Annotated in this window: 12 protein-coding genes and 1 riboswitch; of the genes, 8 read left to right on the top strand and 4 right to left on the bottom strand. The window is 64.2% G+C overall.

Features of this window, described 5'->3' with window-relative positions; all coding sequences use genetic code 11:
- The first annotated feature begins 16 nt into the window (after window positions 1-16).
- A riboswitch (cobalamin riboswitch) is annotated at window positions 17-228 on the top strand.
- A 96-nt stretch (window positions 229-324) separates the two neighbouring features.
- The 5 genes from GR158_RS16910 (at window position 325) to GR158_RS16890 (ending at window position 4,242) form a co-directional block, all read left to right on the top strand.
- The gene (locus GR158_RS16910) at window positions 325-681 is read left to right on the top strand and encodes a DUF1636 domain-containing protein (protein WP_160871890.1); all 357 of its coding nucleotides are present in this window, start codon (window positions 325-327) and stop codon (window positions 679-681) included.
- Window positions 681-1,475: an ABC transporter ATP-binding protein gene (locus GR158_RS16905; RefSeq protein ID WP_160871889.1), complete on the top strand. Its 795-nt coding sequence runs from the start codon at window positions 681-683 to the stop codon at window positions 1,473-1,475. Before GR158_RS16910 ends, GR158_RS16905 begins: the two co-directional genes overlap by 1 nt.
- The gene (locus GR158_RS16900; protein ID WP_160871888.1) at window positions 1,472-2,419 is read left to right on the top strand and encodes an ABC transporter substrate-binding protein; all 948 of its coding nucleotides are present in this window, start codon (window positions 1,472-1,474) and stop codon (window positions 2,417-2,419) included. Before GR158_RS16905 ends, GR158_RS16900 begins: the two co-directional genes overlap by 4 nt.
- A gap of 2 nt (window positions 2,420-2,421) precedes the next feature.
- Window positions 2,422-3,429: an iron ABC transporter permease gene (locus tag GR158_RS16895; protein WP_160871887.1), complete on the top strand. Its 1,008-nt coding sequence runs from the start codon at window positions 2,422-2,424 to the stop codon at window positions 3,427-3,429.
- 153 nt (window positions 3,430-3,582) lie between these two features.
- Window positions 3,583-4,242 carry a DUF1007 family protein gene (locus GR158_RS16890; RefSeq protein WP_160871990.1) on the top strand — a complete coding sequence of 220 codons (660 nt, stop codon included), beginning with the start codon at window positions 3,583-3,585 and terminating at the stop codon, window positions 4,240-4,242.
- Window positions 4,243-4,505: 263 nt separating this feature from the next.
- Here GR158_RS16890 and GR158_RS16885 read toward each other — a convergent pair whose 3' ends face one another.
- Complete coding sequence (locus GR158_RS16885) at window positions 4,506-5,240, bottom strand: B3/4 domain-containing protein (protein WP_160871886.1); 735 nt, start codon at window positions 5,238-5,240, stop codon at window positions 4,506-4,508.
- 22 nt (window positions 5,241-5,262) lie between these two features.
- Window positions 5,263-5,886, bottom strand: a complete 624-nt coding sequence (locus tag GR158_RS16880; RefSeq protein WP_160871885.1) for an FMN-binding negative transcriptional regulator — start codon at window positions 5,884-5,886, stop codon at window positions 5,263-5,265.
- Window positions 5,887-5,961: 75 nt separating this feature from the next.
- On the opposite strand from GR158_RS16880, the gene GR158_RS16875 reads away from it, so the two are divergent.
- Window positions 5,962-7,407 (top strand): PLP-dependent aminotransferase family protein, encoded by a 1,446-nt coding sequence (locus GR158_RS16875; protein ID WP_160871884.1) that lies wholly within the window; start codon window positions 5,962-5,964, stop codon window positions 7,405-7,407.
- A gap of 234 nt (window positions 7,408-7,641) precedes the next feature.
- Here GR158_RS16875 and GR158_RS25185 read toward each other — a convergent pair whose 3' ends face one another.
- On the bottom strand, window positions 7,642-7,878 hold the full coding sequence (locus GR158_RS25185) for a hypothetical protein (protein ID WP_202402322.1): 237 nt from the start codon (window positions 7,876-7,878) through the stop codon (window positions 7,642-7,644).
- A 456-nt stretch (window positions 7,879-8,334) separates the two neighbouring features.
- On the opposite strand from GR158_RS25185, the gene GR158_RS16860 reads away from it, so the two are divergent.
- Together GR158_RS16860 and GR158_RS16855 are read left to right on the top strand one after the other, a co-directional pair.
- Entirely contained in the window at window positions 8,335-9,621 is a 1,287-nt protein-coding gene (locus tag GR158_RS16860) for a glucoamylase family protein (RefSeq protein WP_160871882.1), read from the top strand.
- A gap of 2 nt (window positions 9,622-9,623) precedes the next feature.
- Window positions 9,624-11,123, top strand: coding sequence for a mercuric reductase (locus tag GR158_RS16855; protein ID WP_160871881.1), 1,500 nt, complete (start codon window positions 9,624-9,626; stop codon window positions 11,121-11,123).
- Here GR158_RS16855 and GR158_RS16850 read toward each other — a convergent pair.
- On the bottom strand, window positions 11,102-12,868 hold the full coding sequence (locus GR158_RS16850; RefSeq protein WP_160871880.1) for an ABC transporter ATP-binding protein/permease: 1,767 nt from the start codon (window positions 12,866-12,868) through the stop codon (window positions 11,102-11,104). The genes GR158_RS16855 and GR158_RS16850 overlap by 22 nt on opposite strands.
- Between the last annotated feature and the right edge of the window lie 373 nt (window positions 12,869-13,241).

Here is a 13,241-nt window from a genome sequence, read left to right as displayed (position 1 = left end):
CAGGCATTCCGTTCGCCCCCTATCTGGGGCGGACGGTTCCCGAGGCAAAGCCGGAGGGATTAATAGGGAACACGGTGAGGACGACCCGAACGGGGCCGAAACCGTGGCTGCCCCCGCAACTGTAAGCGGTGAGGTCTTGTCATCCATGCCACTGGTCTCTGGACCGGGAAGGCCGGCAAGCCCTTCGACCCGCAAGCCAGGAGACCTGCCGTCATCTGACACAGCAACCGGACGGGGTGCGCCGGGGAACGTTGTGACGCCGTTGCCGCGTCCGCGCGCGCCGGCCGATCATCCTTCACCAGCCCCGGCCTGCCGAAGGATGACATGACCGGGACCTACGCCATCATCGCCTGCAGCCGCTGCAAGGACGCGACCGGCCAGCCGGCCGCGTCAGCGCTTTTGGCGCGGCTCGGCCCGCATGCGCCGGCCGGCGGCTTCCGCCTGGAGACCGTGGCCTGCCTCGCCGGCTGCGCGCGCCAGCTCGCCGTCGCCTTCGCCGGGCCCGCCAAGGCCACCTACCTTTTCGGAGATATTGACCCCGAGGGTGATGCCGAGGCCCTGCTCGCCTTCGGCTGCCAGTATCGCGACCTTCCAGACGGCTGGTGTAACGAGGGCCAGCGGCCGGACGGCCTTCGTGGCAAGACGATCGCCCGCATCCCGAATATCGGGGGACTCGTCTGATGAGCAGCATCCTTTCCGGTCAGCGGTTGACCTACGAGACCCGCTCCGGCGACCGGCTTGTCGGCGGCGTGTCGCTCGACGTCGAGCCGGGCGACCGTCTCGCCATCATTGGCCCGAACGGCGCGGGAAAGACCACGCTGCTTCGCATGCTCGCCGGCACATTGCGGCCGACCTCCGGCGCGGTCAACCTCTTCGGCGAGCCGCTGTCGGCAATGCCGCCGGTCAAGCGCGCCCGCCGCGTTGCCGTTGTCGGGCAGACGGACCAGCCTGACCATCGCATTTCCGTCCGCGACTACGTGGCGCTCGGCCGCATACCGCACACGGCGCGCCGATCGGGCGCGGAGGAAGCCGCCATCATCCGGGACGCGCTCGAGCGAACGGAGCTGCCGCTCCTCGCCGGGCGCGAAATGGGCTCGCTTTCGGGCGGCGAGCGACAGAGGGCGCAGATCGCCCGGGCGCTCGCGCAAGAGCCGCGCATCCTCTTCCTCGACGAGCCGACGAACCATCTCGATCCCCGCGCCCGCGGCGCCCTTCTCGCGCTGGTTGCCGACCTTGGCCTCACCATCGTCGCCGTCCTGCACGACCTTCACCTCGTCCCCGGCTTCGCCACGCGGATCGCCGTGCTGAAGCAGGGCGCGCTCGTCGCCTGCGGGCCGGTGGAGGAGACGCTCGACCGGCATGTCGTGCGCGACGTCTTCGGCATCGACCTCCTGCGCCTGCCCCATCCGCACGAGGATCGCCAGCTCACCGTCTTCGATATTCCCCTCACTCGCAGCACCGGAGCCTCTCCATGAAACGCCTGATCCTCGCCTCCCTTCTGTCGCTGGCGGCCTCCGCCGCCTTGGCCTTTCCCCTCACGGTCGACAGTTGCGGCGCGCCGCTGACCTTCGATGCCGCACCGAAGCGGGCGGTGATCCACGATATCAACATGGCCAAGATGGCCTTCGCACTCGGCCTCCAGCCCTCGATCATCGGCGTGACCGGCATCACCGGCTGGTACAAGACGGACGAAGCGTTTAAGCAGGAACAGGGTGCGATCCCCGAGCTTGCCCCGAAATATCCGACGATGGAAAACCTCGTCGCCGCCGATCCCGACTTCTTCTTCGCCGGTTGGTACTACGGCATGAAGCCCGGCGGTGAGGTGACGCCCGACACGCTCGCCCCGCACGGCATCAAGACGCTGATCCTCACCGAAAGCTGCATCCATCTCGACAAGGACCGCCCGGCCGCCTCCATGGACCTGCTCTATGCCGATATGGAAAAGCTCGGCAAGATCTTCGGCAAGGAGGCCGAAGCGAGCGCGCTTGTCGAGGGCTGGAAGACGCAGCTCGCCGACATCGAGAAGAAGGTCGGTGACAGGAGTGGCACCCGCGTGTTCCTCTACGATTCCGGGAGCGACAAGCCGTTCACCGCGGGCAAATACGCCATCACCACGGCGATGATCACCGCGGCCGGCGGCAAGAACATCATGGAGGACATGGAGACGAGCTGGGGCAATACGGACTGGGAGACCGTTGCCGCCCGCAATCCCGAGTTCCTCGTCCTACTCGATTACCAGGACGGCGGCGGCTACGCAAAGCTCCTCGACTTCCTGAAGGCGCATCCCGCCATGAAGGAAACGGACGCCGTGAAGAACGAGCGTTTCGTGGCGCTGCGCTATGAGGAGCTGACGCCCGGCCCCGACAATATCGCCGCCATCGACAAGATCGCCAAGGCTCTCCACCCGGACGCCTTCTGATCATGCGCCATCGTTTCGGCATCGGCGTGGCGGCGGCCCTTCTCGCCATCGCGGCGCTGGCTTCGGCCTCCGTCGTCTACGGTTCGACCGTCATCCCGTTTGCCGACGTCATCGCATCGCTCGCACGCGGGCTGGGGCTCGCATCCGGCGATGCCGGGCCGATCGACCGGATCGTGGTGGACCTGCGCTTGCCGCGGGCGATCCTTGCGATCGCGGTTGGCGCGGGGCTTGGCGTCATCGGCCTCCTGCTCCAGACCGTCACCCGCAACGACCTCGCAGACCCCTTCCTCTTCGGCCTCTCAGCCGGGGCGGCGGCGGGCGCGGTCGCGGTCATCACGCGGATCGGCGACCGCATTGGCATCTTCACCCTGCCGCTCGCCGCCTTCGCCGGCGGCATGTGCGCGACCGCCGTCGTGCTGATCCTCATCCGCCGCACGCAGGGCTACGGGCCGGAGCGACTGATCCTCGCCGGCCTCGCCGTTTCCTTCCTCTTCACCGCGCTGACCAACTACCTCGTCTTTTCCGGCGACCAGCGCGCCGCCCATTCCGTGCTGTTCTGGACAATGGGCGGGCTGGGGCTGGCAAGCTGGCGCAACATCGGCATTGGCATCGCGGGGGCGGCCTTGGTCCTCTGTTACGCGCTCATCCGTCACCGCCATCTCGACGCACTGCTCGGCGGCGAGGAAACGGCCGAAAGCCTCGGCGTCCCGGTCGCGCGCCTGCGCACCATGACTTTTCTCGTGGCGAGCTTCGCGACGGCGCTCCTCGTCTCCATCGCCGGTGTCATCGGCTTCATCGGATTGATGATCCCCCATGTAGCCCGCCCCCTCGCCGGCCCGCTCCACGGCCGCCTCGCGCTCACCTGCGCTCTGTTCGGCGCGGCCCTCCTCCTCGGCAGCGATCTCATCGCGCGTATCCTGCTCCCGCCCCAAGAACTCCCCGTCGGCGTGGTGACCAGTTCGATTGGTGCGCTTTTCGTCGTAAGCGTACTGTTGCGGCGGAAGGCATGACAAAAGCTAGCGTTGGCCCGCGCGGAGCAAGCCGCTAGGCTCAGGACCTATTAATTTGGTTTGAGATGTGCCACCATGGCCAGCACGGACATCGATGAGCTATGGACGTCGATGGAACTTAAATCGGTCGCAATCCACCGGCAGTCACTTCCCATGACCGCTCAACGATTTCGATGCCGGGTTACTGGCGCCATCCTGTCGCTCCTGGCTGGCATGCCGACAGCAGCATTCGCACATCCCCACATTTTCGTGGACGCGAAATTCGAGGCCGTGGCGAGCGCTGACGGGACGTTGCGCGAGCTGCGCGATACCTGGCACTTCGACGAGTTTTTCTCCTCATCCGTGGTGGTGGACTTCGACAAAAACGGGAACTCAACCCTCGATCCAGGGGAACTGACGGCGGTCGCCAGGACAGTGCGCGACTCCCTTGCGCAGTACAATTACTACACGAACATAACCGTCAATGGAAAAGCGGTGCGTCTCGCCAAGCCCGACGTCATCCATGCGTCCTATGAGAACGGCGCGCTGGTTCTGTCCTTCTCGCAGAAGCCAGCGGAGAAAACGCCGCTGACGGGGCTGATCGTTTTCGGCGTCTACGATTCCTCCCTATACACTGCCCTCGACTTTCTCAAGGACGACGACTTGAAGACGTCCGGCGAAGGGTTCAAGCGCTGCACGAGGAAGGTTGTCCGGCCGAATTCGGATGAAATCCTTGCCGCGAACCAGGCCATGCTCACGACCCTATTCTTCAGCGATCCTCAGGGCACCAATTATTCTCAGATCGTTGCGACGAGGCTGGAGGTTCGATGTTAGCCTGCGGACGTTCATCCGCTTCTCCACTGGCTCGACGGTAAGATGTCTGTGGCCATGGGCGATGAAGACGAAGCCTGCTCGACAAGCGACTTGCCATAGACATCGCTCGAGGGCTGCTCGTGATACCCGACGGCACCGCCCCCTTGGCCTAAAAGTTTTCCCAGCAGGACAGTTCCATGCTCGCGCTGCTGCCGGCACGAATGTTTTGCTGTTTCGCCGGTCGGATCAGCGAAGAGTGTTCGTTTCGACGCGATCGGCGGTTGTCAAGCGCCAAGGCTCGCCGCCATATACAGCTTTCGCCAATTGCTAGCTGACGAGAGGGCCACTCTTGTCGCGACGATGGTGCTGCCCGGCATGAGGTCGGCCAAACCGTCAACCAGCATCGCAGTCGCGCCCCGAAGCGCTTCTTCAGGCATGGTGTCCAGGCTCTCGAGGACGAACCACATCCGCCCGGACGCATGCTCCAGCCGCGTGCGGGTTCCCTGTCGCCAGTTCCAGCGCCGGCACGTCACCCCGACCTCGTCGCGCCAGATCACTTCGCCCGCCTCCGGGTTCTCGATCACGGCTTCGCCGTTCATCACGGTATCGAAGGCCTCCGTGCCATCGGCGATGGTGAGAAACGGGTGCCCGGCATAGGCATCCGCGTTCTCGCCGCCGACCGGAATGGCGTAACGCAAGCTCACGGCATTATAGAGATCGACGACGGGATTGATCACCGGCAGGCGGCCATCCCTCAGCACGCGCTTGCGCAGGGCCTGAGCCGAGCAGGGTGTGCGGTTGGGCTTGGCGCCAAAACGCTGATAGGCCTGCGCCCAGCTTGCCAGGTGGCTTTCGGCCCAGGCCGGGCCGCCGGCGGAGACGACGGCACAGGCATCCCCGAGGATATCCGGGTCCAGCGCGCACTGAGAGGCTGCGGTCGCGTCGACGAGCACGCTCATCGCCCGGAAGCCGGGGGCTATCGTTGCAATGCGTTCGTCGATCACCGGTTGTTCGAACATTCCGTCATTCTCCATCGGCGTTTCAAGGCTTGGTCATCCCGGCGACCGCATGGTCGTGCCGTTCGCCGCGCTCCGCAAGACCCAGCGCGACGCCCCTGCGGTCCTCTGCCGGACGGTTCTGGCTCATCTTCCGTTTCCCCTGCAAGGCGGCGATCGGCATGCGTATACCTACGATCCCCCGCAGTTGCGCCCTGATGAAAGTTTCGGGGGCGTCGGTCACCGCCCAGGGCACGGATCGGCCCCTCTCGTGAATCGCGGTCAGGCGGCTGACCACATCGAGCAGCCGCTCGCCATCGTCGAAGAATTCGACGGGACCGGATGCGTGGACCGCGGTGTAGTTCCAGGTCGGAACGACTTTTCCATGCTCCGCCTTCGCCGCATACCAGGAGGGAGTGACATAGGCGTCCGGACCCATGAACACGGCGAGGCCGTGGCCCATGGTCTCTGCCGCCCATTGCGGGTTCGGTCGGGCGAGATGAGCGTAGAGCACGCCCATCTCCCCTTCGGCCTCATCCAGGAACATCGGCAGCGGCGTCGACATCGGCCCGCCCGGCGTGGCGGTGATGAAGCTTGCGAGAGGACATTGCCGGAGCATGTCGAAAAGTTCGGTTTTGTCTGGAACGGCGAAAGCAGGTGGTGTGTACATGGTTTTCTTCCTTGACCGGATGTGATTATCGCAGGCAACTGGCATAAGTTGGAGAGCCAGTTTGCAAGATTGTGGGTGGTCCAGTTGCACAAGGAAAAACACAAGACAGGGACGGCGCGGGGCATCTATCTCGGCCTGCGCGAGCAGATCGCCAGCGGTGTTTACGGGCCGGGAGACCCGCTTCCCTCCACGCGGGCTCTGGCAGAGGAACTTGGGGTTTCACGCACGACGGTGACGACCGCCTTCGACCAGCTCATTTCCGAAGGCTATGTCCTTGTGCGCCAGGGCGCCAAAGCCACGGTCGCCGGCAATATAGCGAGCGGCGCCGTGCCTTCCACGAAGAATGAGCCTTCAGAACCCCGCCTTTCTTCCTACGCCGCGCGGGCGGTGGTGCTGCCCGCCAACCTGCCGCCGGCGGGCGGCCTTCAATACGACTTCCGTTACGGCGATATCGCGCCCGATGACTTTCCCAGGCTTGCTTGGCGCAAGGCCATGACCGCAGCCGTCCTCGCGCGCCGCGAGCGATTGGGCTATGGCCATCCGGCGGGCAGCACGGCTTTGCGCCAGGCGCTGCAAGGCTATCTGTGGCGGGCGCGCGGCATTCGGTGCGACGCCGGGCAGATCGTTGCCGTCAGCGGCTCGCAACAGGCCCTTGACCTGTGTGCACGCGTTCTCGTCGACCCTGGTGACAAGGTGCTGATCGAGGATCCCTGCTATGCGATGGCGCGGAATGTCTTTGCCGCCCTGAGCGCACAGTTGACCCCTGTTCCCTGCGACGCCGATGGGATGATGAGCGCGGCACTGCCCGAGCCGGGAGCGCATCCGCTTGCCCTGGTCACGCCGAGCCATCAGTTCCCGCTCGGAGGCGTTCTCCCGGCCAGCCGCCGCCGCGAGCTGGTGGCCTGGGCGGAAGCGGGAAACGCACATATCATTGAGGACGACTATGACGGCGAGTACCGCTATGACGTCCGGCCGATTCCACCCCTCTATCTCACTGGCAGGGGACGGGTGATCTATGTCGGAACCATGTCGAAAACGCTCTCACCCACCCTGCGTCTCGGCTATCTGGTGTTACCCGAGGCGCTTGTTGAACCCTTCGTTCGCTGCAAGCAGATCGCCGACCGACAAAGCTCCCTCTTCGAGCAGGAAGCGCTCGCCTTACTGATCGAAAGCGGTGCCTACGAACGGCATGTGCGCAGGATGAGAAGGATGAACGGCGAACGGCGTGCCGTCTTCCTCAAAGCCATGGCGGACATATTCGCGGATCGCGTGGAGGTCGTTGGGACGTCGGCCGGCCTCCACGTCGTTGTCTGGCTCCACGGCTACGAGGCATGCCATGAGGAAGGGCTTGCAAAGATGGCGGCGGAAGCAGGCATCGGCATCTATCCGATCTCGCGTCTGTTCTCGCGGGCGACGGATCGGCGAGCAGGCTTTGTCTTCGGCTACGCCGCGATGTCGGCGCAGCGGATTTCGGAGGGTGTCCGGCTGCTGGGGGGAGTTTTGCCCCGATATCGCGCATGAGCTCTCGAAGAGATTCGAAGCGTTGGGACTTAGGCAAAATTTGCCTAAGTCGTTCGCTTCCTTTGAATTTCGATAGCGCAGGCCGCTATTGTAGATGCCGTCCAAGCAAGCGCGGCGGCATGGACGTGGGAACACCCGCCTGTGACAAGATTTACCACTGGCCATTGCCTTGGATATATCCGACCCTGTTGCTTTCGCTAAGGCCGAAGTCACCCCACGCACGCCAGTGTTGTCTCAACCAAGCTGCAGGTTGACCGGCACTAGGATGCGGCCTCGCACCTTGCTCTCAAGGAACCGCGGTGTCGCCGCGACAACGTCGGCGAATTGGACTTCCGTCGTCATTGCCTCCAGTCTTGCCATATCGAGTTCCTGCGTCATGCCACTGCCCGGCCGCAACCTGATGGCAGTGCCGATGACAGAGATCGCGACGATAGAAGGGCCAGCGCAGCACGGCTCGACAACCAGTCTCATCGATATCGTTTTTCCCGGAGACACCAACCATCACGGCACCTTGTTCGGCGGAACGGGGCTTGCTCTCATGGATCGTGTTGCTTTCATCGCGGCAACCCGGTTCGGGCGAGCGCCGTTCGTGACCGCCTCATGCGAGCGCTTTTCGCGATGGCGTCTGCGGCCATCTACACGTCCCCTGAGCTCCGCCAAAGGCAGGCACGCTGCGTTCGATCTCGACGATAACGCGGTTTGGTGGAAATGCGTTCTTGCGCTTCGTCAAATTGATGGAAGGAGACATCCAACTCACGCCGGTGGGGTAAGCGCTTTGCCGCCAGCAGGACCGACAGGCGAAAGCAGCTGTGCGCGCAGTTTTGAACTGCTCTTGTTCCGACCCTGCTATGCAGGTTGCGCCTGAGAGTGCAGTTGCTATGGTACGCTGTCGTGATCGGCTGACTCCATTCATTTTAGGAAAATCTGATGAACGCCTTGAGGCAACTCTCGGACGACCTCCTGGTGAAGAGGCTTCAGCGAGCGGCCTTTTCCTATCTGGTCGACTATACCGATGCAAACACCGGCCTGGTTGCAGACACATCGCGACCGGGCTCACCCAGCAGCATCGCGGTGGTCGGCTTCGCTCTGTCTTGCTATCCTGTTGCCGCCCAGAACGGATGGCTGTCACGACGCGAAGCGGCGGACCGAACACTCAAGGTGCTCAGGTTTTTCCTCAATAGCCGGCAAAGCGAAGAGGGCGACGCCACCGGCTACAAGGGCTTTTATTATCATTTTCTAGATATGAAATCCGGAAAGCGCGTCTGGCAATGCGAACTCTCGCTGATCGACACCGCCTTGCTGATGGCCGGCGTTCTGGTGGCAGCTGGCTATTTCAATGGTAGCGGTGATGAGAGCGAGGTTCGCGACCACGCCGACGCCCTCTACCGCCGTGTCGATTGGCGCTGGGCGCAGAACGGGACCTCCGGCCTCTCACAGGGGTGGAAACCGGAATGCGGTTTTCTCCACTATGGCTGGGAGGGCTACAACGAGGCAACGATCCTGTATGTCCTCGGGCTTGGATCGCCGACCTTCCCGCTGGCGGCCAGCTGCTACGAGACGTGGAGCCTGACCTACCAGTGGGAAAACCTTCTCGACCGGAACGTGCTCTATTCCGGCCCGCTCTTCACCCATTTGTTTTCGCATGCCTGGATCGACTTTCGCGGCATCCGTGACGCCTTCATGCGCGAGAAGAACAGCGATTATTTCGAGAACACCAAGAGCGCCATCGCCATCCACCGTGAATATGGTGAGCGCAATCCCTACGCGTTCGAAGGCTATAGCCGTGATTTCTGGGGCGTGACGGCGGGAGATGGTCCATCGGTCGCGGCGCTGCACCAGAGCGGTCGGGATCGACGCTTCTACGGCTACATGTCGCGCGGCGTGCCCTATGGGCCTGATGACGGCACGATCTCTCCCTGGGCGATGCTCGCGACGCTGCCCTTCGCGCCGGAGGCAGCACTTTCCGGCACGCGCCGGCTTCTCGAGCGCTATCCGCAGGTGTGCCACGAGGACAGGTTCTCCAGCGGCTTCAATCCGACGCTGTCCGGCGAAGCGGGTGGGTGGCTGTCCGAGGGATGGTACGGGCTCGATCAGGGCCTTCTTGCCATGTCGCTCGAAAATCACCGCACCGGGCTGATCTGGGAGATCGTCCGAGGTTGCGGATATGTGCGCGACGGGCTGAAGCGGGCCGGGTTTGAAGGCGGGTGGCTATAGACATGCGACGCAACAGGCCGCGGGCGGCGGGGCCCGATGACGAAGCTCGCCTTCTACAACGTGTGCGGCCGCCGGGCTGGATCGACCCGCCACCGAAGGCGATCTACGATCTCGTGGTCGTCGGCGCGGGACCGGCGGGGCTGGAGGCGGCCGAGTGGGCGGCGCGGCGCGGCTTTTCCGTCGCGCTGATCGAGCGCGCCCATCTGGGTGGCAACTCGCTGAATGCCGGATCGGTGCCGTCGAAGGCGATCATCCGCACGGCGCAGATCCGGGACGGGATGCGTGACGCCGACGCCTTCGGCGCACCCCTCCCGAACGAGCTCCCGCTCGATTTCGGCGAGGTGATGGCGCGCATGCGCGGCATTCGCACGCGCGTCGCGGTCTATCATTCGGTTCATGATCTTGCCGCGCTCGGCATCGATATCTTCTTCGGTGCGGCCCGCTTTATTGGCACGCGCACGCTTGTAGTCAACGATGCGCGGCTTTCCTTCAGGAAGGCCCTCGTCGCCACGGGCGCCCGCCCGCGCATCCCTGATACTCCGGGCCTCGAACGGACGGGTTACCGTACGAGCGATACCATTTTCGACATGGCAGAACTGCCCAAACGCCTTGCCGTCATGGGCGGGGGGCCGCTCGGCTGCGAACTGGCGCAGGCCTTCTGCCGGCTTGGCGCACATGTGACGATCGTACAGAACGACGCGAAATTCCTTCCCCGCGAGGAGCGCGACGCCGCCGAGATTCTGTCCTGGTCGATGGCCCGCGACGGCATGGAGATCCGCCTGAACACCGCCGTCGTCGGGGTGCGGCGCGAGGGGGGCGCCAAGATTCTGGAGACCCTGAACAATGAGGTGAGGGGCGAGATCGCGGCCGATGAAATCCTCGTCTGCACGGGGCGGATCCCCAATGTCGAGGACCTCGATCTTGCGGCGGCGGATGTGGCGTTCGAGCCCGGCTGCGGCATTCGGGTGGACGATTTCCTGTGCAGCACGAACTCCGATATCTATGCCGCCGGCGACGTGTGTCTCTCGCTGAAGTTTACCAACGCCGCGCAGTCCTCGGCGCGCATGGCGGTGCGCAACGCACTGCAGCAGGCCGGGCAGCGCCACGACGGTTCAGCCATCCCCTGGTGCACCTTCTGCGATCCCGAAATCGCCCATATCGGCCTGCAGGTCTGGGAGGCGCGCCGACGGGCCATCCCGATCAAGAGCTATACGGTGATGCTGAGCGACGTCGACCGGGCCATCACGGATGGGCAGGAGACCGGTTTTGTCAAAATCCACGTGGCCGAAGGCAGCGACAGGATCCTCGGTGCGACCATTGTCGCCTCGCGAGCGAGCGAACTGATCAATGAGATGGCCGTCGTCATGAGTACCGGCATCGGCATGGACGCGCTGGCCGAGGTGGTCCACACTTATCCGGCGCAATCCCGGGCCCTCATGCTTGCTGCGCAGGCTTACAGGCGCGATGTCGACGGCACGGTTCAGCGCGAACCATCAGCCTGATTGAATGTCGACAGCAGGCGAAGGGTATGCGTGAAGAGGCCGCCGCCTGCTTGTTCCGTCCCCATCGCAAGGACCGCCGCGTCCGCCAGCGCGTTCTGCAACAGGGACGCGAACCTTTCTCCGTCACTACCGGCGGTCAGGTCGCCGATATCGTCGATCACTATCCAGCCGGGGCGATGGAGCAGCAGCTGGACGACGCTCAACATCCGACGCTCGTCATTGCCGAATTCGTGTTCCCAGCGAGCGCTGCGATCCAGTGACGGCGAGAGGCGCTCCAGCCCCGCCTGCCGCAGGCAGTTTTCGATCTCTCCGGTCGAATAGGCGTCGGCGTCGCGGGGGTAGCACAGAGCCGCGCGCAACGTACCGGACGGCAGGTAGGGATCGCGCACCACAAAGGCGACGTTGCCATCGTGTGGCAGGCGGACGCTGCCCTTGCCCCAGCACCATAGCCCGGCGATCGTATGCGTCAGAAGCGTCTTGCCGGCTCCCATCGCACCGGTGACCAGCACGCGGTCACCGGCGCGGATCGTCACCAGCGGTTCCGACAGCCGTACCGCCCCGGACGGTACGTCCATTTCCAGCTCCTCCAGCACGAGGGCGGGCTCTGATGAGCGCACGACGGCGATGCGGTCGGCGGCTCCACCGGCATCCTCGGCATCAAGCAGCGCGATCCGGAATGCCGCGACGCGAAGCAGGGTCGCACGCCAGTCCGCGATGGAGCCGATATTGTCGACGAACCATCGAAGCGAGGCATGGAACTGGTTGAATGCGCCGACGGCCATCATCAGCCCGCCAAACGTCATGTCGCCGCCGAAATAGACCGGCGCGGCGATGATGATGGGTGCGACGATGGTCACCCAGCCGTAGCCGGAAGTGACCCAGGCAAGGCGTACCGTCGCGGAGACGATCCGGCGCGTTGCGGCGATGACAGTGCCGAGGTCGCGCTGAAGCCGTCGGGCCTCGCTGGCTTCGCCTGACGAAACGGAGATCGCGTCGATCTGCTCGTTCACCCGCACCAGTGAATAGCGCAGATCCGCCTCCCGCGCGTAACGATCGCCGTTGAGAGCGATCAGCGGACGGCCGACCATCCAGCTCAGCCAAGAGGCCGTGCCCGAATAGAGGATCGCCGCCCAAACCATGTAGCCCGGTATCTGGAAGGCAGCCCCCCACAGATGGAAGACGAAGCCTGAAGAAAGCGCCCAAAGCACGCCGACGAAGCTCGCGAGCAGGACGCCTGCCTGCAACAGGCCGACGCCGAGATCCACCGACAAATCGCACAGATGGCGTGCGTCCTCATGCAGCCGCTGGTCGGGATTGACGCCGATCTGCCCCCGCCGCGCCAGGTTGAAGGCGCGCCCGGGAACGAGCCATTCGTCGATCATGTCGCGTGTCAGCGCTTCCCGGAGCTTGAGGTGCAGCATCTGGTTGAGCCAGAGCTGCGCGATATTGAGAACGAGCAGCGCCCCGGCGATCTCGAAGAAGACCAGCAGCTGGGCGAGGAAAGCCTGCATGTCGCGCTGCTGCAGCGCGTCGTAGAACGGCTTGTTCCAGCTGTTGAGGATGATCTGTCCATAGGCCGTGGCGAGGATGACGGCGAATATGCCCACCGCAAGCAGGATCAGGGTCCTGCGCAGCGGCGACCCGTTGAAGGCGGCCGCCATGCTCGCCAGATACTGGCGCAACCGCCGTTCTTCCGCCCCGACGGGTGTTGCAGGGGCTGCGGTCCCGGCACTGTCTCTGATCATGCACAAGTCCCTTGAGAGAGCGTGACGTGACTATAGCGCACCCTCGGGCGCCGTCCATTCGATGGTGGCGAGGTTCAGGTCAACGTCGTGTGTGGTCAAGGCACAGCCACCCTGGGTCACTGTTTCGGCTGCAGCGATTGGATGGCGGCGAACAGCCTCTCAATGTCGGCGAGGATGACGGAGGTCATGAAGGGTCATGACCTGGGCTAGCGATCAGGCCGACGACGACCGCGACGCCGGGCGCCACGTCCAGGCGAAGCCAGTGTTCGGGCAGTCGTCACATGAGCAAGGGGAAGAGACGCGCAGGTGTCCACCGAGGACTCTGCCTGCCATGCTTCTCTCCAGCAGGCGTTCCAACCCGGCACGGAGGTAG

This window comes from Shinella sp. AETb1-6, from assembly GCF_009826875.1.
Taxonomy (GTDB): Bacteria; Pseudomonadota; Alphaproteobacteria; order Rhizobiales; family Rhizobiaceae; genus Shinella; species Shinella sumterensis.
The sequence above is the reverse complement of the archived record's forward strand: the minus strand, read 5'-3'. Positions and strand labels throughout refer to the sequence as shown.